At 68.9% G+C, this 20082-nt stretch carries 13 protein-coding genes; 9 read left to right on the forward strand and 4 right to left on the reverse strand.

Annotated elements, in window-relative coordinates; genetic code table 11:
- Window positions 1–10: 10 nt before the first annotated feature.
- Both ACIBH2_RS07775 and ACIBH2_RS07780 read right to left on the reverse strand, forming a co-directional pair.
- The gene (locus ACIBH2_RS07775) at window positions 11–2785 is read right to left on the reverse strand and encodes a GNAT family N-acetyltransferase (RefSeq protein WP_397114600.1); all 2775 of its coding nucleotides are present in this window, start codon (window positions 2783–2785) and stop codon (window positions 11–13) included.
- Window positions 2778–4016, reverse strand: coding sequence for an acetoin utilization protein AcuC (locus ACIBH2_RS07780; RefSeq protein ID WP_397114602.1), 1239 nt, complete (start codon window positions 4014–4016; stop codon window positions 2778–2780). Before ACIBH2_RS07780 ends, ACIBH2_RS07775 begins: the two co-directional genes overlap by 8 nt.
- 206 nt (window positions 4017–4222) lie before the next feature.
- Between ACIBH2_RS07780 and ACIBH2_RS07785 the strand changes: the two genes are divergently transcribed.
- Both ACIBH2_RS07785 and galE read left to right on the forward strand, forming a co-directional pair.
- A complete protein-coding gene (locus ACIBH2_RS07785) occupies window positions 4223–4909 on the forward strand; it encodes an iron dependent repressor, metal binding and dimerization domain protein (RefSeq protein ID WP_397114604.1) in 687 nt (228 codons plus the stop codon).
- Between the two features lie 3 nt (window positions 4910–4912).
- A complete protein-coding gene (gene galE, locus ACIBH2_RS07790; RefSeq protein ID WP_397114606.1) occupies window positions 4913–5893 on the forward strand; it encodes a UDP-glucose 4-epimerase GalE in 981 nt (326 codons plus the stop codon).
- 89 nt (window positions 5894–5982) lie between these two features.
- Here the strand turns inward: galE and ACIBH2_RS07795 are convergent, their stop codons facing one another.
- Window positions 5983–7209: a DUF4192 domain-containing protein gene (locus ACIBH2_RS07795; protein ID WP_397114608.1), complete on the reverse strand. Its 1227-nt coding sequence runs from the start codon at window positions 7207–7209 to the stop codon at window positions 5983–5985.
- 481 nt (window positions 7210–7690) lie between these two features.
- On the opposite strand from ACIBH2_RS07795, the gene ACIBH2_RS07800 reads away from it, so the two are divergent.
- Window positions 7691–8113: a hypothetical protein gene (locus ACIBH2_RS07800; RefSeq protein WP_397114610.1), complete on the forward strand. Its 423-nt coding sequence runs from the start codon at window positions 7691–7693 to the stop codon at window positions 8111–8113.
- Between the two features lie 51 nt (window positions 8114–8164).
- On the opposite strand, the gene ACIBH2_RS07805 is transcribed toward ACIBH2_RS07800, so the two are convergent.
- Window positions 8165–8887 carry a sensor domain-containing protein gene (locus ACIBH2_RS07805; RefSeq protein WP_397114612.1) on the reverse strand — a complete coding sequence of 241 codons (723 nt, stop codon included), beginning with the start codon at window positions 8885–8887 and terminating at the stop codon, window positions 8165–8167.
- 259 nt (window positions 8888–9146) lie between these two features.
- On the opposite strand from ACIBH2_RS07805, the gene ACIBH2_RS07810 reads away from it, so the two are divergent.
- From ACIBH2_RS07810 to ACIBH2_RS07835, 6 genes are all read left to right on the forward strand, one after another.
- Window positions 9147–10094 (forward strand): proteasome assembly chaperone family protein, encoded by a 948-nt coding sequence (locus ACIBH2_RS07810; protein ID WP_397114614.1) that lies wholly within the window; start codon window positions 9147–9149, stop codon window positions 10092–10094.
- A gap of 26 nt (window positions 10095–10120) precedes the next feature.
- The gene (locus ACIBH2_RS07815) at window positions 10121–12628 is read left to right on the forward strand and encodes a DEAD/DEAH box helicase (protein ID WP_397114616.1); all 2508 of its coding nucleotides are present in this window, start codon (window positions 10121–10123) and stop codon (window positions 12626–12628) included.
- 251 nt (window positions 12629–12879) lie between these two features.
- The gene (locus tag ACIBH2_RS07820) at window positions 12880–13992 is read left to right on the forward strand and encodes a type III PLP-dependent enzyme (protein WP_397116880.1); all 1113 of its coding nucleotides are present in this window, start codon (window positions 12880–12882) and stop codon (window positions 13990–13992) included.
- Window positions 13993–14000: 8 nt separating this feature from the next.
- Window positions 14001–15218 carry an adenosylmethionine decarboxylase gene (gene speD / locus ACIBH2_RS07825; RefSeq protein ID WP_397114618.1) on the forward strand — a complete coding sequence of 406 codons (1218 nt, stop codon included), beginning with the start codon at window positions 14001–14003 and terminating at the stop codon, window positions 15216–15218.
- Window positions 15219–15571: 353 nt separating this feature from the next.
- The gene (locus tag ACIBH2_RS07830; RefSeq protein ID WP_397114620.1) at window positions 15572–16555 is read left to right on the forward strand and encodes an aldo/keto reductase; all 984 of its coding nucleotides are present in this window, start codon (window positions 15572–15574) and stop codon (window positions 16553–16555) included.
- A gap of 303 nt (window positions 16556–16858) precedes the next feature.
- Entirely contained in the window at window positions 16859–20059 is a 3201-nt protein-coding gene (locus ACIBH2_RS07835) for a DUF4132 domain-containing protein (RefSeq protein ID WP_397114622.1), read from the forward strand.
- Window positions 20060–20082: the final 23 nt, after the last annotated feature.

The following is a 20082-nucleotide window of genomic DNA, read 5'->3' on the forward strand; positions in this document are numbered from 1 at the left end:
CCGGCGGATTTCACGCCAATCGGCGCGGCCCGATATCGAACCGGCTCGGCTCCGGCCCGATGCGCACCCGGCCGTACAGGACCGCCGCACCGTCCGGTGAGACCAGAATCGGCTCGCACTGGAGCTCCCGAACCTCGGGTAGGTCGTCGCAGAGCGCCGAAATGCGTTGTGCGATCTCGGCGAGCGCGGCGCGGTCGACCGGTTTGCCGATATCGCGGCCGTTGACGCTGCCGGAGAGCAGGGGTGCGGCGCGCGGGGCGTCGATGAGCTCCGCCGATTCGGCCTCGGTGAGCGGCAGCGCCCGGTACACGCGGTCGCCGAGCAGGTCGATGATGGTGCCGGAGAGGCCGAAGCTGATGACCGAACCGAAGGACGGGTCGTCCTGGACGCGGAACATACAGCCGACGCCCTTGGTGGCCATGCGCTGGATGTGCACGACCGGATTGCCGGAGATCTCGGCCAGGTCGGTGTAGCCGCGCCGCACGGCGTCTGCGCGCCACAGGTCCAGGCGTACGCCGGTGAGGTCCGGGCGGTTGCGCCACAGCTCACCGGTGGCTTTGGCCGCGACCGGGTAGCCGAGCTCCTCGGCGGCCGCGACGGCCGCGTCGGCGTCGAGCACCTCGCGGAATTCGACGATGCCGATCCCGTAGCAGCCGAGCAGCTCCACCGCCTGCAGGTCGGTGAGCCAGCGTCCGGTGCCGTCGCCCATCCATTCGGCGACGAGTTCGCGGGCGCGTGCGGTGTCCACTCCGGAGGGCCGCGCGACCGGCGAGACCGGGCGGGTGCGCCAGTCGGCGTAGCGCCGTACCCGGGCGAGGGCGCGCGCCGCGCGTTCGGGATCCGGATAGGACGGAATCGAGCCGCGTTCCAGGGAGCCGCCGACGCCGCGCGTGGCGAGCAGATTGGGCATGCCCTGATCGGCGACGAAGGTCGTGAGAACCGGTGTCTCCGTATCGGATTGGGCTCCGGAGCGAATGGCTTCGGCATAGGCCGCGACACCGGTGGCGACCGGCGGGGAGAAGATGACGATGACCGCGTCGACCGCCGTATCGGAGACGGCGGCGGCCACGGCGGTGAGGTAGTCCGCCGGGCTGGCCTGCGGCCCGAGATCGACGGGCTCGGCAACGTCGAGGCCCTCACCGCGGGCGGCGTCGACGGCGAGCCACTCCAGCGCGGCGCTGTTGCCGATCACCGCGAGGCGCGGCCCGGCGGGCAGCGGCTGGTAGGCGAGCAGCATGGCGCAGTCGAAGAGCTCGGCGATGGAGTCGACCTGGACGATGCCCGCCTGGGCGAAGAGATTGCGCACCAGCGAGCGGTCGAGATCGCGTTCCCCCTCCTCGCGCATGGCATTGCGGCCACTGCTCACGGCCACGATGGGTTTGGTGCGCGCCACCCGGCGGGCGATGCGAGAGAATTTGCGCGGATTGCCGAAGGTCTCCAGATACAGCAGCACCACATCGGTGTCGGCGTCGTTGTCCCAGTACTGGAGCAGGTCGTTGCCGGAGACGTCGGCGCGGTTACCGGCGGAGACGAAGGTGGACAGACCCAATTGCCGTGCCGCGGCCTCCGCGAGAATGGCCCCGCCCAGCGGTCCGGACTGGCAGAAGAAGCCGATGCGGCCGCGACCGGGCAGCACCGGCGCGAGCGTGGCGTTGAGGGTGACGCTCGGATCGGTATTGGCGATACCGAGCGCGCTCGGGCCGACCACGCGCATGCCGTGGGTGCGCGCGGCGGCGACGAGATCGCGTTCGGCGGCGTACCCGCGCGGTCCGGTCTCGGAGAATCCGGCGGTGAGCACCACGAGTCCCTTGACGCCCTTGGCCATACAGTCGTCGAGCACCGAACCGATCTCGGTGGCGGGGACGGCGACGACGGCGAGATCGACCTCGTCGGGGATATCGCGCACGGTCGGATACGCCCGCACGCCGCGCACGGCGGCGCGGGTGCGGTTGACCGGGAACACCGGGCCCTGGAAGGTGCCCGAGAGCAGGTTGGCGAAGACCGCACCGCCGACCCGGCCGGTGGAGGGCGTCGCGCCGATCACGGCGATCGACTTGGGCGAGAGCAGATTTCCCACACTGCGGGCCTCCGAGGCGCGTTCGCGTGAATCCCGCACCGACAGCAGCGCTTCGGAGGGGTCGATGGCGAATTCCAGGTGCAGCACCGAGCCGTCGCGGCTGCGCTGCACCTGATATCCGGCGTCGCGGAAGACCTGCACCATGGCGTTGTTCTCGGCGAGCACCTCGGCCACGAAGGTCTCGATATCGTTCTCCGCCGCCGCACCGGCCAAGTGCTCCAAAAGAATCGACCCGAGCCCGCGTCCCTGATGCCCGTCGGCGACCACGAACGCCACCTCGGCGGCGCGTGGCAGCCCGCGCTCGGACAGGAACTCGTAGCGACCCACCGCGATGATGTCGTCGCCGAGCTCGATCACCAGGCCGACCCGGTCGTGGTAATCCACATGCGTGGTCCGGTACAGGTCCTTCGGCGTCATGCGCGGATACGGCCCGAAGTAGCGCAGATAGCGGGTCCGGTCCGACAGGCGATTGTGGAACTCCTGCATCGCCTCCGCGTCGTCGGGCGTGATCGGCCGCAGCCGCACCACCCCGCCGTCGGAGGCGAGCACGTCGGCGAACCAGTGCTGCGGCGGAGGCGGCGGGGTCGCGGGCGTGCTGGGGGTGTCCGGCACGAGCGGGGGCGGTGCGGATTCGACCGCGCCGTCGGCGGGGTCGGGCGCGGCGGGGCCGTCCGGCAGCGGGGGCGCGGGGTCGGTGGGGTCAGTCACGGGGATCCTCCGGATCCAGGCCGAGCAGGCCGAAAGTCGCTCGGCGCGTTGCCAATACGGATATGTCGAGGGCGCGGCGGGCGCGATCGACGCGGTCGTCGCCGGTTTCGCGGCCGCCGCCGGGGCCGTCCCACGGCTCGAAGGTCACGTCCGCGCCGTCGCCCATGGTCGCGGGCGGGGCGATATTGGGGGCGTAGTCGACGGCCAGGGCGGTCCACTCCGGCGGGATCGGGGTGGACGGGTCGATATCGCGGTCGAGGGCGGCGGCGAGCAGGTGCGTCCAGGCGCGCGGCACCACCCGGATGAGCCCGTATCCGCCGCCGCCGATGGCCAGCCACCGGCCCTCGGCATAGCGGTCGGCCAGCTCGCGCATGGCCAGGAAGGCGGCGCGCTGACCGTCCACGGACAGCTCGAGATCCGCCAGCGGGTCCTCCCGGTGGGTGTCGACGCCGCACTGGCTCACCACGATCTGCGGCCGGAACGCGGCCAGCGCACCCGGAGCCACCGCGTGGAAACCGCGCAGCCACAGCGCATCCCGTGTACCCGGCATGATCCCCAGGTTGAGCGCGGTGCCCTCGGCGTCGCCCGTCCCGGTCTCCTCGGCCCATCCGGTATTGGGCCACAGCGTCGCCGGATGCTGGTGGATCGAGAGCGTCAAGACCCGCGGATCGCCGTAGAACGCTCGTTGCACGCCGTCACCGTGGTGTACGTCCACGTCGAGGTAGGCGATGCGGTCGAAGCCGTTGTCCAGCAGCCACGAGATGGCCACCGCCGCATCGTTGTACACGCAGAACCCGGCCGCCGAATTCGGCATGGCGTGGTGCATGCCGCCGCCGATGCTCACCGCGCGCCGGGTGCGCCCCGCGGCGATCTCGCGGGCCGCCGCGAGGGTGCCGCCGACAATGATCGAGGCCGCTTCGTGCATGTGCGGGAAGACCGGATTGTCGGGCGATCCCAGCCCGTAGGGCGGTGCGAGCGGCGGCTCCCCCGGCGGCTGTTCGGCGTGCTTGACCGCCTCGATGTAGTCGTGGGTGTGAATGCGCAGCAGATCGCCCTCGGCCGCCGCCTCGGGCGTGATGGTCTCGACACCCTCGAACAGCCCGAGGCTCTCGGCCAGCGCCATGGTGAAGCGCAGTCGCACTGGCCGCATGGGATGCTCCGGCGTCCACTTGTACTCGAGAAAGCGATCGGTCCATACGACGGTCCCGTCGCTGTGCGGTCGGCCAGGCATACCTGCCACGCTAATGCGTCGCCGCGCTTCGTAGGCTGGAGACACCGCGGCCGTGACCATGCGCGGGCGCGCCGTGTGACCCGGAAAACCCGTGGGGAACACGCAGCGCGCCCTGGGTGTTCACACTGCGTTCGCGAAATAAGCTGTCGCCCGGTGCAGTCGCCGCGCATGGGTAGAATTCGTGCACGACGTAAGGGGTTAAACAGGTGAAGGATCTGGTCGACACCACGGAGATGTACCTCCGTACCATCTACGACCTCGAGGAGGAGGGCGTCACGCCCCTGCGCGCTCGCATTGCCGAGCGCCTCGAACAGAGTGGTCCCACGGTGAGCCAGACCGTGGCGCGTATGGAACGCGACGGGCTGTTGACCGTCGCGGGCGACCGGCACCTGGAACTGACCGACAAGGGTCGTGCCATGGCCGTGGCGGTGATGCGCAAGCACCGTCTCGCCGAGCGGCTGCTGGTGGACATCATCGGGCTGGACTGGCAGAACGTGCACGCCGAGGCGTGCCGCTGGGAGCACGTCATGAGCGAGGAGGTGGAGCGGCGTCTCGTCGAGGTGCTCAACCACCCGACGACCTCGCCGTACGGCAACCCGATCCCGGGTCTGGACGAGCTGGGCGTGGTGGCCTCCGCCGGTGGCGAGGAGCGGCTCGTCCGGCTCTCGGATCTGCCGTCGGGCCAGTCGGTGGCGGTGGTCGTGCGACGGCTCTCCGAGCACATCCAGACCGATCCGGAGATCATCAACCAGCTGCGTGAGGCGGGCGTGGTGCCCGACGCGCGCGTGACGGTGGAGACCAAGCCGGGCGCGGTGATCATCCAGGTGCCCGGGCACGAGGGCTTCGAGCTCTCCGACGAGATGGCGCACGCCGTCCAGGTGAAGCTGGTCTGAGGCGTGAAACTTCTGGTGACGGGTGGCGCGGGCTACGTCGGTGGCGTCTGCGCGCAGGTGTTGGTGGAGGACGGCCACGAGGTGGTCGTGGTGGACGATGTCTCGACGGGCAATGCCGACGGCGTGCCCACCGGGGCCAAATTCGTCGAGGGCGATATCGCCACCGTCGGTACCGAGCTGATCGCGGCCGAGAACTTCGACGGCGTGCTGCATTTCGCGGCGCAGTCGCTGGTCGGCGAGTCGGTGCAGCAGCCGGAGAAGTACTGGCACGGCAATGTGGTGAAGACCCTCGCCCTGCTGGAGGCCATGCGCGCGGCGGGGACGCCGCGGCTGGTGTTCTCCTCCACGGCCGCCGTGTACGGCGAGCCGGAGCAGGTGCCGATCGTGGAGGACGCGCCCACCAGGCCCACCAATCCCTATGGCGCGTCGAAGCTTTCCATCGACTACGCCATTACCTCGTACGCGGTGGCGCACGGGTTGGCGGCGACCTCGCTGCGCTACTTCAATGTGGCGGGCGCGTACGCCGGACTCGGCGAGAACCGCGTGGTGGAGACCCATCTCATCCCCCTCGTGCTGCAAACCGCGTTGGGTCATCGCGAGTCGATCTCGGTCTTCGGCACCGATTACCCGACCGTCGACGGCACCGCGGTGCGCGACTACATCCACATTCGCGATCTGGCGCAGGCGCATCTGTTGGCGCTGGCCCAGTCGCAGCCGGGTAAGCACCGCATCTTCAATCTCGGCAGCGGCACCGGTTTCTCGGTGCGCCAGGTGATCTCGGCGTGCGAGCGCGTCACCGGCCTGCCCATTCGCTCGGTGGACGCCCCGCGCCGCGCCGGTGACCCGGCGGTCCTCATCGCCTCCAGCGACCGCGCCGTCGCCGAGCTGGGCTGGCAGCCACAGCACACCGATCTCGACGAAATCGTCGCCGACGCCTGGGAATTCATCCAGTTGCTGGGCGACCGCGCGCACAGCGCCCGCTGACCGCGCCCGTCGTCGCGCGCCCCGACATTCCGGCATATCGCTGAGATGTTGGGGCGCACCGCGTTTCCGGCCCTGACGTGGACGAGGGCTCATGATTGCTCCGCCTCTGGATCGCAGCGGCACGCACCGGGGCCGCCTCCGCCGCCCGCCGCACCGGTGTCGAACCCGCCGCCAGGTACATCGAGGTCGACGCCGAGGTCCTTGGCCGCCTCGTAACCCGATGTGGCCAGGCAGCACAGGCGTTCCGGGGCCATACCCGATTGCAGCGCCGTGTCCAGCAGCCGGGCCATGGTGTGGCCCGGATCGGAGAGCAGCGCGGCTTGCAGGGCGACGCCCGCGAGCGTGCCGTCACCGCGTACGTAGGCGCAGTAACCCAGGAGCGCGGCCGCCTCGGCGCGGTCGGGGTCGGGCAGGCAGCGGGTCATGCGTACCCAGAGGGTCTCGGCCGCCCGCGCGTGATCACCGGGGGCGAGGGCGTACATGGCGTCGCGCACGGTCGAATCCCGCAGCGCCACGGCCAGTTCCGCGAGTTCCTCCGCCGCCAGATCGGCCCCGGATTCGACGTGCGCGATCTGGGCCAGCACCCTGCGCAGCGCGGCACGGCCGTAGGACTGCGGATCGCCCCCGCTGACAGCCGCCGCGAGCCGGTGCGCGGCACCCGCCACCGCGGCGTCGAAAACCTGCTCCACCGCGCACCGCGCCGCCGCATCCACCGCCACCACGGCGGCGAGTTCGGCCCGCGACCCACGCACGGGCCTGCCCTCGAGCACATGCCCCACGGTGACCAACGAGGCCGCCGGATCGGGTTGTACCCCCTGCTCTTTCGGCCCGAGCAGACTCCACCACGGCAGCTCGGGAGCAATCGCGGCGGTGACCCACGCACCCGCCAGCGGCACGCCGTCCGCCGCCAACCGCCGCTCCAGCGCGCCGATCAACAGCCGATGCCGACGTGCGCGCACCCCCGGATGCTCGACGGTCGGCGCGGTGGCCCGATCGTCCACGATCAATGCCAACACCGCGACGGCGCTGCGCCGCACGCAGATTGCGGCCACCCGCTCCACCATATGCTCGGTCTCTCCCCGCCCCGGACTCTCGAAATCCACCCGCGCCACCACATCCACGGCGGCCGTATCCACCCGTCCCGGCTCCGGCCGCAGCACCGCCACCACCAGCGACCGCACGGGCGTGAATCCCAGCATGGCGGGCACCGCCGCGATGAACTCCCCGGGCCGCCCCACATGGCACGCCTCGACACTTACCGAATCCCACGGCGGCGCAGCCGATTCGACCGCGGTATCGGCCCGCTCTCGCCCCACGCGCGTCGCAGGCTCAGGTGACGCTTCCGCACGGTCGTCAGGTGGCTTCCCCGCATCAGGAGGCTCCCCATCCCGCATCGAATCCCGACTCGACGAACAAGTCCTGAGGAGTGGCAGGGGTTCACATCGACCGCAGCGAGCGACGTCGGGTCCGGTGATGCGGTGGGTGGCGAAGTGTTCGGCTGGCGTCGTCATGGCATCGAGAGTGCGCCGCCGCCTCCTCGTGGCCGCCGGACCGACCTGGGCTTTTCGCAAGTCTGTGGAGTACGCGGAAGGTTGTGGACAGCAGGGCCTTCCGTCCGCGCGACCGACGTCGATGTGTCGGTGCGGCCTGCTACCGTCCGGGAGACCGAATCCTGTGTCCCACCGCGCGCAACAATCTGAATGCGCAGCGTTTCATTTCACCCGAACGGCCGCCACGCTGCTGTTACAGTCCCGCTCGACACCACCGAACGGTGTCGGAAGGAAGTTCGAATCAGCAATGAAGACAAGTAGTTTCGGCGGCCTCGCGGTCGCCGTGGCGACCGCCGCCGCCCTGCCGGTGCTGCTCGCCCCGACCGCCTCGGCGGATGTGGAGAACATTCGCGTGGACGCCCGAATCTCCGGGGAGACCTGCGACACCTCCGGCGGCTGCGTCATTCGGGTGCGCACCATCGGCGACAATCGCCTCGACGAGGTGGCCGTCATGGTGAACGGGCAGGTCGTGGGATACGCCTGGCCGGAACAGGATCCGTGGGACTCCCATCGCGGCAGCGCCGAAGTGGTCTGGAACCCCAGCGAATACGGCAGCTACCACATCACCGCCAGGCAGGGCACCTCCTCGGGCGTTCTCACCTGGGATATCAAGAGTCCCGGCGGTACCGGATCCTTCGGCGGACTGCTGCCGAGCGGTTCGGCGGGCTGAGCCACCGCCGACCGGGAGCCGGGCCGGGCAGGGCCCGCTCCCCCCGCGCACTCAGCCCTTGCGCACCTTGCTCACCGCCGTGGTGAACAGTGAATCCAGGGCCTCCCCATCGGGTTTGTCATCCCCGAAAGACATGTACGTCACATTGATTCGCACATCGCCGACCTGACCGAGCAGGGTCTGCATGGTCCGCGTGAGCCCCGGCCCACCCGTCTCCGAGCGCACCGTGCGCCGCAGCGCCACCGTCTCGTCGGCATCCAACGGAGGCGGCGGCAGCACCTCGGTGGTGACGGTCGCGGTGGTACCGCTCTGCGTCACCCGCACCGAACCGCACCGCTGCGCCTGCTGTTCCACCGCCGACAGCGTCTGATCGGTGCGCACCAACTCCACCGTGAGCGTGGCCCGCGTGCTGTCGTCGGTCCCGACGCTCACCGCCGGATCCGACACCGGCGGCGTAGGCATGCAGTCCCCCGGATCGACCTGCGCCCCCGGCAGAATCCCGTCGAGATCGCGCGCCGCCTGTCCGGCCGTCTCCGGCGGCAGGGTGATCGCCAGATACGGCGACGGGAATTGCGACGGATTCGGCAGCAGCCGAGCCAGTTCCGAGTTGTCCCCCGTGGCGACGGGCTGGGGAATCTGCGAGGCCTGCGGTTGTCCGGACACCGTCGTCGAGCAGGCGGCGAGCACACCGCCCAGGACGGCGATTCCGAGAACTGCGGGCGCGCGGCGCGGCCTGGGAAGCCGCCGCCGCCCCGGCGAATCCGGCACGGTCACCCGTCCACTATGCCGAATTTCCGCTGTTCATCCGGGATGCCACGCCGCACACCCGACCCGGCGGGAATGGACCTCCCGGTCGGGCGTGTTGCACGCGGGGTAGCGGGCACTACCCCAGGGGGCGCGTGCACGCGACGGCATGAGGGACAATGTGTGTGGTCCCAGTACCGCCCGTCAGGCGATCGAACCGCGGCAGGCGTGCCGCCGAGTTCCGCCGGACCACGCCGGTGGGAGACCATGCAGGAAGAAGGAGAACGCGATGGACTACGAGTCGAGCATGTACGAGTTGGAGTTCCCCGCGCCGCAGTTGTCCTCCGCTGACGGCGCGGGTCCGGTGTTGGTGCACGGACTGGAGGGTTTCACCGACGCCGGTCACGCCGTCCGGCTGGCCACCACGCATCTGCGCGAGAGCCTGGAGGCCGAGCTCGTCGCCTCGTTCGATATGGACGAACTGCTCGACTACCGCTCGCGGCGGCCGCTCATGATGTTCAAGACCGACCACTTCTCGGACTACACCGAGCCGGAATTGAACCTGTGGGCGGTCAAGGACACCCAGGGCACCCCGTTCCTGCTGCTGGCCGGGCTGGAACCGGACCTGCGCTGGGAGAAGTTCGTCACCGCGGTGCGCCTGCTCTCCGAACAGCTCGGCGTGCGCCGCACCATCGGGCTGAGCGCCATCCCCATGGCGATTCCGCACACCCGCCCGCTCGGCATGACCGCACACGCCAGCGACCGCGACCTCATCGGTGACCACCAGCGGTGGCCCGGTGAACTGCAGGTTCCGGCCAGTGCGTCCTCACTGCTGGAGTACCGGATGGCCCAGCACGGCCACGAGTCCATCGGCTTCTCGGTGCACGTGCCGCACTACCTGACCCAGACCGCCTACCCGGAGGCCGCGCAGACCCTGTTGGAGAGCGTCGCCGAGAACGCGGGCCTGCACCTGCCCCTCGCGGCGCTGACCGAACAGGCAGCGCGCGTCCGCGAGCAGGTCAACGAGCACATCTCCGGCAATTCCGAGGTGGAGACGGTGGTCGAGGCCCTCGAGCGCCAGTACGACAGCTTCGTCACCGCGCAGGAACGGCAGTCCAGCCTGCTCGCCAGCGAGAACGATCTGCCCACCGGTGAGGAATTGGGCGCGGAGTTCGAACGCTTCCTGGCCGAGCAGTCCGGCTTCGGCGACGACGCGGACGGTGGCGATCAGCGCTAGCCAGCCCGCACAGTAACGTTGATCGGGTGCAGCTATCCGAACTGGTTCCCGACCGCGCCGTACCCGATGTGGACCCGGATTGGCTGTACGAAACCTTCGCTGAGTGGACCCTCGACCAGGGGCTGACGCTGTACCCGGCGCAGGAGGAAGCGCTGCTGGAGCTGTTCACCGGCGCGAACGTCATCCTCGCCACCCCGACCGGTTCGGGTAAGTCCATGGTGGCCATCGGCGCGCACTTCGCGGCGCTCAATCGCGGGCAGCGCAGCTATTACACCGCGCCGATCAAGGCCCTGGTCAGCGAGAAGTTCTTCGCGCTGTGCGAGGTGTTCGGCGCGGACAAGGTCGGCATGGTCACCGGGGACGCGGCGGTGAACCCGGACGCGCCGATCATCTGCGCGACCGCGGAGATCCTGGCCAATCTGGCGTTGCGCGAAGGCGCGGCGGCGAATGTGGGCCAGGTCATCATGGACGAGTTCCACTACTACTCCGATCCCGATCGCGGGTGGGCGTGGCAGGTGCCGCTCATCGAACTGCCCGACGTCCAATTCCTGCTCATGTCGGCCACTCTCGGCGAGGTCGACTTCTTCGCCCAGGACCTGAAGCGCCGCACCGGCCGCGACACCGCCATCGTCTCCGGCTCGGAACGGCCGGTGCCGCTGAGCTTCTCGTATGTGCGCACGCCGATCACCGAAACCCTGGAAGACCTGGTCACCACCAGCCTCGCCCCGGTGTACGTCGTGCACTTCACCCAGGCCGCGGCCATCGAGCGCGCGCAGGCGCTGATGAGCGTGAACTTCGCCTCCAAGGCCGACAAGGACGCCATCGCCGCCAGCCTCGGCGACTTCCGCTTCGCCACCGGCTTCGGAAAAACCCTGTCGCGCTTCATTCGTCACGGTATCGGCGTGCACCACGCGGGCATGCTGCCCAAGTACCGGCGGCTGGTGGAGAAGCTGGCACAGGACGGACTGCTCAAAGTGGTCTGCGGCACAGACACTCTCGGCGTCGGCATCAATGTGCCCATTCGCACCGTGCTGCTCACCGGGCTCACCAAATACGACGGTGTGCGCACGCGGCGACTGAATGCCCGTGAGTTCCACCAGATCGCGGGCCGTGCGGGCCGCGCCGGATACGACACCATGGGCACCGTGGTGGTGCAGGCCCCCGAACACGAGGTGGAGAACGCGCGCCTGATCGCCAAGGCCGGGGACGATCCCAAGAAGCTCAAGAAGGTCCAGAAGCGCAAGCCGCCAGAGGGTTTCGTGTCCTGGTCGCAGGAGACCTTCGACCGGCTCTGCGCCGCGACGCCCGAACCCATGGTCTCGCGCTTCACCGTCACCAACTCCATGCTGCTGAATGTGATAGCGCGCAAGGGCAATTGCTTCGACGCCATGCGCCATCTGCTCGAGGAGAATCACGAGCCGCGCCCGGCGCAGCGCAAACACATCCTGCGCGCGATTCGCCTCTACCGCGCGCTGCGTGACGCCGGGGTGGTGCAGCAGCTCGACGAGCCCGACGAATTCGGCCGCCGCGCCCGCCTCACCGTGGACCTGCAGCGCGACTTCGCCCTCGACCAGCCGCTCTCGCCCTTCGCGCTGGCCGCCTTCGAACTGCTCGACAAGGACTCCCCCACCTACACCGTCGACGTCATCTCCCTCATCGAGGCGACCCTCGAGGATCCCCGGCAGCTGCTCATGGCCCAGCAGCACAAGGCGCGCGGCGAGGCGGTGGCGGAGATGAAGGCCGACGGCATCGAATACGAGGAGCGCATGGAACTCCTCGAAGAGGTCACCTGGCCCAAACCCCTGGCCGATCTCATCGAACCCGCCTTCGAGACCTACAAGGGCGGGCATCCGTGGGTCTCGGAGTTCGAGCCCTCCCCCAAATCGGTGGTGCGGGAGATGATCGAACGCTCGCTCACCTTCGCCGAACTGGTCTCCAACTACGAGCTGGCCCGCTCCGAGGGCGTGGTGCTGCGCTACCTCGCCGACGCCTACCGCGCGCTGCGCCGCACCGTGCCCGAACAGGCGCGCACCGAGGAGCTCGACGACATCACCGAATGGCTCGGCGAATTGGTGCGCCAGGTCGATTCCAGCCTGCTGGACGAATGGGAGCAGCTCACCAATCCGGGCGCGGAGACCGATACCGAGGAGGTCGCCTTCGGCGCGGAGACGCCGCGCCCGATCTCCGCCAACGAGCGCTCCTTCCGCGTCCTGGTGCGCAATGCCATGTTCCGGCGCGTGGAGATGGCCGCGCTGCGGCGCTGGGACGCCCTGGACGACCTCGGCGACGGCTTGGACTGGGAAACCGAACTCGAGCCCTACTTCGCCGAGTACACCGAGATCGGCATCGGCCCGAACGCGCGCGGACCCAAGCTCTTCCAGATCGAGCAACGGCCCGGCTTCTGGCATGTCCGCCAGGTCCTCGACGACCCGGCCGGAGACCACGGCTGGGCCCTCGAGGCCGTGGTGGATCTGGCCGAGTCCGACGCGGCCGGTGAAGTGGTATTCGACGAGGTCACCGTCTCGGCAGGGTGATGACTTGTGGCTGGTGCCGAAAGCGACAACTGATTTCGTGTGGTGCGGGTAACTCGTCGGGGACGACCAGAATTGGGTTGGCTCCCAACCGTCGGCACGCGTTGCCAAGGTCAACGGCACTCGGCCGGGCGCTGAAGTTCCGGGGAGGCGGAGGAGCCAGTTCGTTTCCCGAGGGCTACCGCTGCTATTCTCGCGCACTGTTGCCTAAATGCGCCTCGCAGCCTGAAACCACGGAGAGTTCCCTTAGATTGATCGATTCAAACACGCCCGAATCGCCCTGTCTCGTCATTGATCTGGACAAGGTTCGCGCGAACTACCGCGCCCTGCAGGCCGCGCTACCCGCGGCGCGCATCCGCTTCGCCGTCAAGGCGAGCCCCGTACCGGAGATCATCCGGCTGCTCAGACACGAGGGCGCTGAATTCGACGTCGCCAGTGTCGGCGAAATCGAGCTGTGTCTGGCGCAGGGCGTCGACCCGGCCGTGTTGTGCTATGGGAATCCGATCAAGAAATCCGCGCATATCGCCGCCGCCTACGCGGCGGGGGTGCGCCGATACGCCTTCGATACCGAGGGCGATCTGGCGCGGATCGCCGAGCACGCTCCCGGTTCGGAGGTGGAGTGCCGCTTCCTGTCGTCCGCGCCGCAGTCGCAGACGCCGTTCGGCACCAAATTCGGCTGCGATCCCGGTGAGGCCGCCCGGCTGCTGGTGCGGGCGCGCGATCTCGGTTTGACGGTGGCGGGCCCGTACTTCCACGTGGGCTCGCAGCAGACCGATCCGATCGCCTGGCGTATCGGCATCGAGCAGGCCGGTGCCATCGCGGAAGCGTTGGCCGTCAAGGATATTCCGGTGCCGTCGCTGAATATCGGTGGCGGACTTCCGATTTCGTACGTCGATGCCGCACCGACGGTATCTGAACTGGGCGCTGTCATCGCCGAGGCGTTCGCCCAGCACTTCCCGGAACACACCACGCTGGTGGTGGAACCCGGTCGCGCCCTGGTGGGCAGCACCGGTGTGATCCACGCCGAAGTGGTGAATGTTCGCCAGGCGCCGGACGGGCGGCGCTGGGTATACCTCGATATCGGCCGCTACAACGGAATGGCCGAGACCGAGAACGAGTACATCGCGTACCGCATCGAAACCGACCGGGATGGTGATCCGGCGGACGAGGCGGTGGTGGCCGGTCCGACCTGTGACGGCGACGATGTACTCTATCAACGCACGCGTGTCCTCCTTCCGACCACGTTGCGAGCCGGTGATCCCGTTCGGATCCTCGATACCGGCGCTTATACGGCGAGCTATTCGTCGGTGTCCTTCAACGGTTTTCCGCCTTTGACTGTTCATGTCATCGGCGCTGAGCGAGAGTGAGTTCGCTTATGACGGCAGAATTCACCGGCTGGCATGTGCTGGCCGAGTTCGGTGGTGTCGACCCGCAGCTCTGCGACGACCTCGAACGACTCGAGAGTGCGCTCCGAAAATCGTTGGTCGCCGCGGGGGTGACCATTTGCGATGTGGTGCACAAGCAGTTCCAGCCGCAGGGTGTCACCATCCTCGCGCTGCTGAGCGAGTCGCACGCCTCCATTCACACCTACCCGGAATCCGGCGATATCTTCGTCGACGTATTCACTTGCGGCAGTATCGGTTCCGGCGCGACCAAGGCCGTCGAGCTGCTGAAGGAAGAGCTGTCGCCGGGGTCGGTCAACATGGAGGTCATCCAGCGCGGGCACAGCTCGCGCCGGATCCACGAGCCGGTCGGCGAGGGCCTGACCCGGGTGTGGAACATGTCCGAGGTGATCGTGGACACGAACACCCCGTACCAGCACATGATCATCGCCAAGACCGAGCAGGGCATCAGCCTGTTCTCCGACGAGGACCGGCAGTCGACGGAGTTCTCGCAGCTCACCTACCACGAGGCCATGCTGGTCCCGGGGTACGCGCTGGCGGAGAAGCTGGACAAGGTGCTCATCATCGGCTCCGGTGAGGGCGTCGCCTCGCAGATGTCGGTGGCGGCGGGCGCGTCGCTGGTCGACCACGTCGATATCGATCAGCTCGAGGTCGAGCTGTGCGCCGAGCACCTGCCCTACGGCTACACCCAGGCGGATCTGGCCGAGGCGGTGGCCCAGACCGGCCCGATCAAGATGCACTACGCCGACGGCTGGGACTTCCTGGCCAAGGCCGAGGCCGACGGAGTGCGCTACGACATGATCTGTATCGACCTGCCCGACGAGCGGGTCGAGGACGCGCAGCACAACCGGCTGTACGAGGACGATTTCCTCAACCGCTGCAAGGCGATTCTGGCCGAGGGCGGCGTGCTCGCGGCACAGGCGGGCTGTCAGACCATGTGGCGCAACGAGACGCTGAAGCGTTCGTGGACCCGGTTCCACAATCTGTTCGAGACCGTCGTCCCGTACGTCAGCGACGAGCACGAGTGGACCTTCATCTTCGGCACGCCGAAGGCGATCGAGGATCCGGTCGCCAAGATGACCAGCACGTTGTCGACCCTGCCCTACAAGGCGGAGACCATCGACGAGCGGGCCATCGTGCGCGGCGCGATCGAGCCGCACGCCCTGCGCGTCGGCGCGACCGTCGGCTGACGACACGCTGTACCAAGCGCCCCGCACGAGCAATTCGTGCGGGGCGCTTGGCATTTCGTGCCCCGAGTTCTCCCGTCGAGAGATTCGGGGGCGCGCCGAGCCCGGGTCGAGCGCAGTAGCGTTCCGTCATGGAGTGGATTTGGGGGGTCGTCGCCCTGGTATTGCTGTTGCTCGCCGTCGCCGCCATCGCCGGTGGCGGAGGTCCGCCGACCGGCTATTCGGGCGGCGGCGGAGGCGACGGCTGAGATCCGCGCCGGGTCGGGTTTGACTTGGAGTGCGCTCCAGGTCGTACCGTCGGTGATCGTGAGCCCCGCTCACTACCGAATCCCGGCGTTACCACGAAGGAGTCCCGCATGATCGCGACCCGCACACTCGGCGCACTGACCGTCGGCGCGCAAGGGCTCGGCTGTATGGGCATGAGCCAGGCCTACGGCGTGCGCGACAACGACGACGAGTCGATCGCGACCATCCACCGGGCCTTGGATCTGGGTGTCACGCTGCTGGACACGGCGAACATCTATGGGCCGCAGACCAATGAGCGGCTCGTCGGTCGCGCCATCGCGGGCCGTCGCGACGAGGTGGTGCTGGCCACCAAGTTCGGCATCGTCTGGGGCGAGGACGGGTCGATGAGCGCGCGCGGTGATGCCGCGTACGTCAAGCAGTGTGCCGACGAGTCGCTGACACGGCTCGGCGTCGACCACATCGACCTGTACTACCAGCACCGGGTGGACCCGACTGTGCCCATCGAGGAGACCTGGGGCGCGCTCGCGGAGCTCGTCGCGGCGGGCAAGGTGCGCTACCTCGGCATCTCCGAGGCGTCGGCGGCCACCATTCGGGCCGCGCACGCGGTGCATCCGGTGACGGCGCTACAGAGTGAATGGTCGCTGTGGACCCGCGATATCGAGGCCGAGATCGTGCCCGTCTGCCGGGAGTTGGGGATCGGCATCGTGCCCTTCTCCCCGCTGGGTCGCGGGTTCCTCACCGGGGCGATCACCTCGACCGAGGATCTGCCCGCCGACGACTTCCGCCGCCGTCTCCCCCGTTTCGCCGACGGCAATCTCGACCGCAATCTCGCCATCGTCGCCGCGCTGCGCGAACTGGCCGACGAAAAGGGCGTCACCGCAGGGCAACTCGCGTTGGCGTGGGTGCAGAGCCGGGGCGCGGACGTGGTGCCGATTCCGGGCACCAAGCGCCGCAGCTACCTCGAGCAGAACGTGGCGGCCACCGATATCGCTCTGACCCCGGCGGATCTGGCCCGCATCGAGGCCGCCGCGCCGACCGAGGCGTTCGCCGGAGCGCGCTATCCGGAGGAGATCGCCCGCGCCGCCGGGAAGTAGCGGCGTACGGCTCGGGCACCCTCGTGGCCGGGGCGCCCGAGCCGTTGGCGCGGTGCGCCCCAAGGCTTGTCGGACGGTAGCGCTACATTCCCTGCGAAACGACGCTCCACGATTCGGGGGATCATGCTCGACGCCACAACTGTTCTCGCTGCCGACGCTACCGACGAAGACCGTTGGGAGGTGCCGCAACAGTGGTGGCGTGCAGCTGTTCCGACGCGCGGACTCGGCCCACGACAGCCGGTTTCACTCAGTGACACCGCTGTCGAGGAGCAGCTGGAATTGCTTGCCACCCACCGTAATCGGGTGTTGTCGACGCTGCGGCGGACGGCCGCGGCCGGTGCCGACGACTTGGCGACGGCGGGGCGTGCCGCCGTGGACGATCCACTGACAGGTGGGCCGCTGGGCGCGGCCGTATCGACCTGTGCGCTGGATGCCGTGGCGGGCAACGCCTACCACCACCACGCCTATACCCACGCCGCCGCCACCGTGGACGCGTGGGTGCGCGACCATGGCATCGTCTTCGCGGCCGAAGCGGCCGCGCTGCGCTCGGCACTGCGCGCCGACGTGGAGTACACCGCGGGGCACTACAACTTCACCCTCCGGCGTTACGCACCGGGCGAAATCAATCTCGGCGAGTTCTCGCTCGGGCTGATTCGGGTGCGCACGATCCTCGCCGAGCTCCCGGAGCAGGAGTACGCGGCGGTGGTGGCACGCCTGCGCGAGCTGCGCACGGCGGAGGCCGACGTATCCGTTCGGATCGCGACCTCCTTCTTGATATCGACCGAACCCGGCTGGGCGACCGAGGATCTCGCGACCATCAGCCCGCACGACTTCTACCGCAGCCACTACGCCCTGCTGGCCGCGTCGGTCACCGACGCCGAGGAGCTGGAGCGACTCGTCGGCGCGCTGGGCGGACATCAGTTCACCTACGACCACGGCGCCAGCCTGCTCTACACCGCCGCCATCCGGCTCGGACCCGACTGCTACGGGGCGCTGGAGACGATCCTGCGTCAACGCGACAACGGAGGCGAGGCGGTGAGCAGGCTGGCGACCATGCTCGCGCACCTGCCCTCCGACGCGGCCTTCGCGGCCTTGGCCTCCCGGGTCGACCAGCGCTACTTCCCGCAGGCGTTGAGCATTGCCGCACAACGGTTTCCGCGCCGCGCGGTGCGCATGCTGCGGGCCTCCTCGGCGCGCTCGGCCATGGCGCGCTACCTGCTGCGCTCCGTGGCGGTCGCGCATCCGGAGTTGATTGCCGAACTGCCCGATGACGCCCGGGTGCTGCCGTCGGCGAGCGGGCGCGCTGCGACCGAGGCGGAGCTGCCGGAGGTGTTGCGCACTCCGCCGTGGCGGCGCGAACGCGGGAAGTCGAAGGCCGTGGTGATCCCGGATCTGGTGCCGCCGCAGGCAAACCGGCTGGTCTGGGCGCCGGGCGAGCAGGAGGCGTGGGCGGAGTCCGACGTGTGGGTCTGGGGCGGGTACAAGACGCACTGGCGGGAGGCCATCGCGTCGGCCGTGCAGCGCGAGGACATGTACAGCTACGAACTGCCGTCCCTGTTCGCCCTCGCACCGGAGGAATTCGTACGCCCGCATCTGGCGACGGCCACGCCCGGTCGGCTCTGGGATGCCGAGGACGCGCTGCGCCGGGTACTGGCACGATTCGGCGACGACGCGCTGCGCTATGTGGTGCGGGCGGCGCAACAGCATCCCACCCAGCTCGCGCAGGTCCTGGCCCCGGTCACCGGAACGGTGGTGACGCAGTCCATGATTCGCTGGCTGGACGGGAAGAAGACCCGGTGGGTCGCGATGGAGTGGTTCGCCCGGCATCTCGAGACGGCGCTGCCCGATGTGTTCGCGGCGGCGCTGGCCAAGGCGGGCAAGGATCGCCGACTGGCCGAAACGGCGCTGCGGACGCTCGCCGCGCGCGGGCACCGCGCGGCGATCGAGGCGGCGGTGACGAGCCTCGACGAGCGCGCGGCCGCCGCGATCACCGACCTCCTCGACAGCGATCCGCTGCTGCAACTGCCCGCGCGTATTCCGACGACACCGAACTGGCTTGTGCCCGAACTGCTTCCGCCGATCCGCCTGCGCGACAGCGATGCCGTGCTGTCGGCGGCCTCGGCCCGGGACGTGTGCACCATGCTGGCCATGTGCGGTCCCAACGGCGACTATGCCGGGGTCGAGCAACTCGCCCAGGTCGCCGATCGCGAATCGCTCGCCGAATTCGTCTGGGGCGTCTTCGAAGTGTGGAAGATGGCCGACTATCCGTCCAAGGACGGGTGGGTCCTGTACGCGCTGGGGTTGCTCGGCGATGACGAGACCGCGCGTCGGCTCGGCGCGCACATCCGAGTCTGGCCGGGGCAGTCGGCGCACGCACGGGCGGTGACCGGCCTGGAGGTGCTGACCGCCATCGGCACGGATGTGGCGCTCATGCAGCTGCACGGCATTGCCGAGAAGGTGCGGTTCGCCGGATTGAAGAACAAGGCGCGGGAGAAGATCGCCGAGGTCGCCGAGAGCCTGGATCTGACCCCGGAGCAGCTCGCCGACCGTCTGGTCCCCGATTTCGGGCTGGATGCCAACGGCACGCTGGTACTGGATTACGGCGCACGCGGATTCGTCATCGGCTTCGACGAACAGCTGAAGCCCACCGTGTCCGACGCCGTCCGCGAGGGCGACGCCTGGCGGGCGAGCACGCTGCGCAAATCGCTGCCGAAGCCGGGGGCCAAGGATGACCAGGAGTTGGCACCGGCCGCCTACAAGTCGTTCACGGCGCTGAAGAAGGATGTGAAATCCGCTGCCGCCGACCAGGTTCGGCGCTTCGAGCAGGCGATGGTGCGGGGCCGCCGGTGGACCGCCGAGGAACATCGGCGGCTGTTCGTCGACCATCCCCTGCTGTGGCACCTGACCCGCCGTCTGGTGTGGGCCACCTTCGCCGCGGACGGCAGCGTCACCGGCTCGTTCCGAATCGCCGAGGACCGCAGTCACGCCGACGCCGACGACAATCCCGCCGCCGTCGCCGACGACGCGATCGTGGGTATCGCGCATCCGCTGCACCTGGGCGAGACGTGCGCCGCGTGGGGTGAGGTGTTCGCCGATTACGAGATCCTGCAACCGTTCCCGCAGCTGCAACGTGAGATCTACACCTGCACCGAGGCGGAACGCGCCGCCTCGACTCTGGAGCGTTGGCAAGATGCCATCGTGCCCACCGGAAAGCTGTTGGGGTTGAGCAGGTTCGGCTGGGAACGCGGTGACGTCCTCGACGGTGGGGTCTCCTGCGAGATGTTCCGGCCATTGGGCGAGAACCGTTCCGCCGTCATCGGTCTCGATCCGGGCATCATCGCCGGTGCCGCGCTCGAATGGGATGAGCAGAAGATCACCGTGCACCTGACGCAGTCCGGCAACGAGAGCCGCTGGGACGGCAGCGCGACCACGCCACGCTTCGGCGATCTGGATGCGCTCACCGCCTCCGAGCTGCTGCGCGAACTGCACCTGCTCACCGCCTGATCCGGGCACCTTTCTATACCAAC

It is taken from the genome of Nocardia sp. NPDC050406 (assembly GCF_044459025.1).
Lineage (GTDB): Bacteria > Actinomycetota > Actinomycetes > Mycobacteriales > Mycobacteriaceae > Nocardia.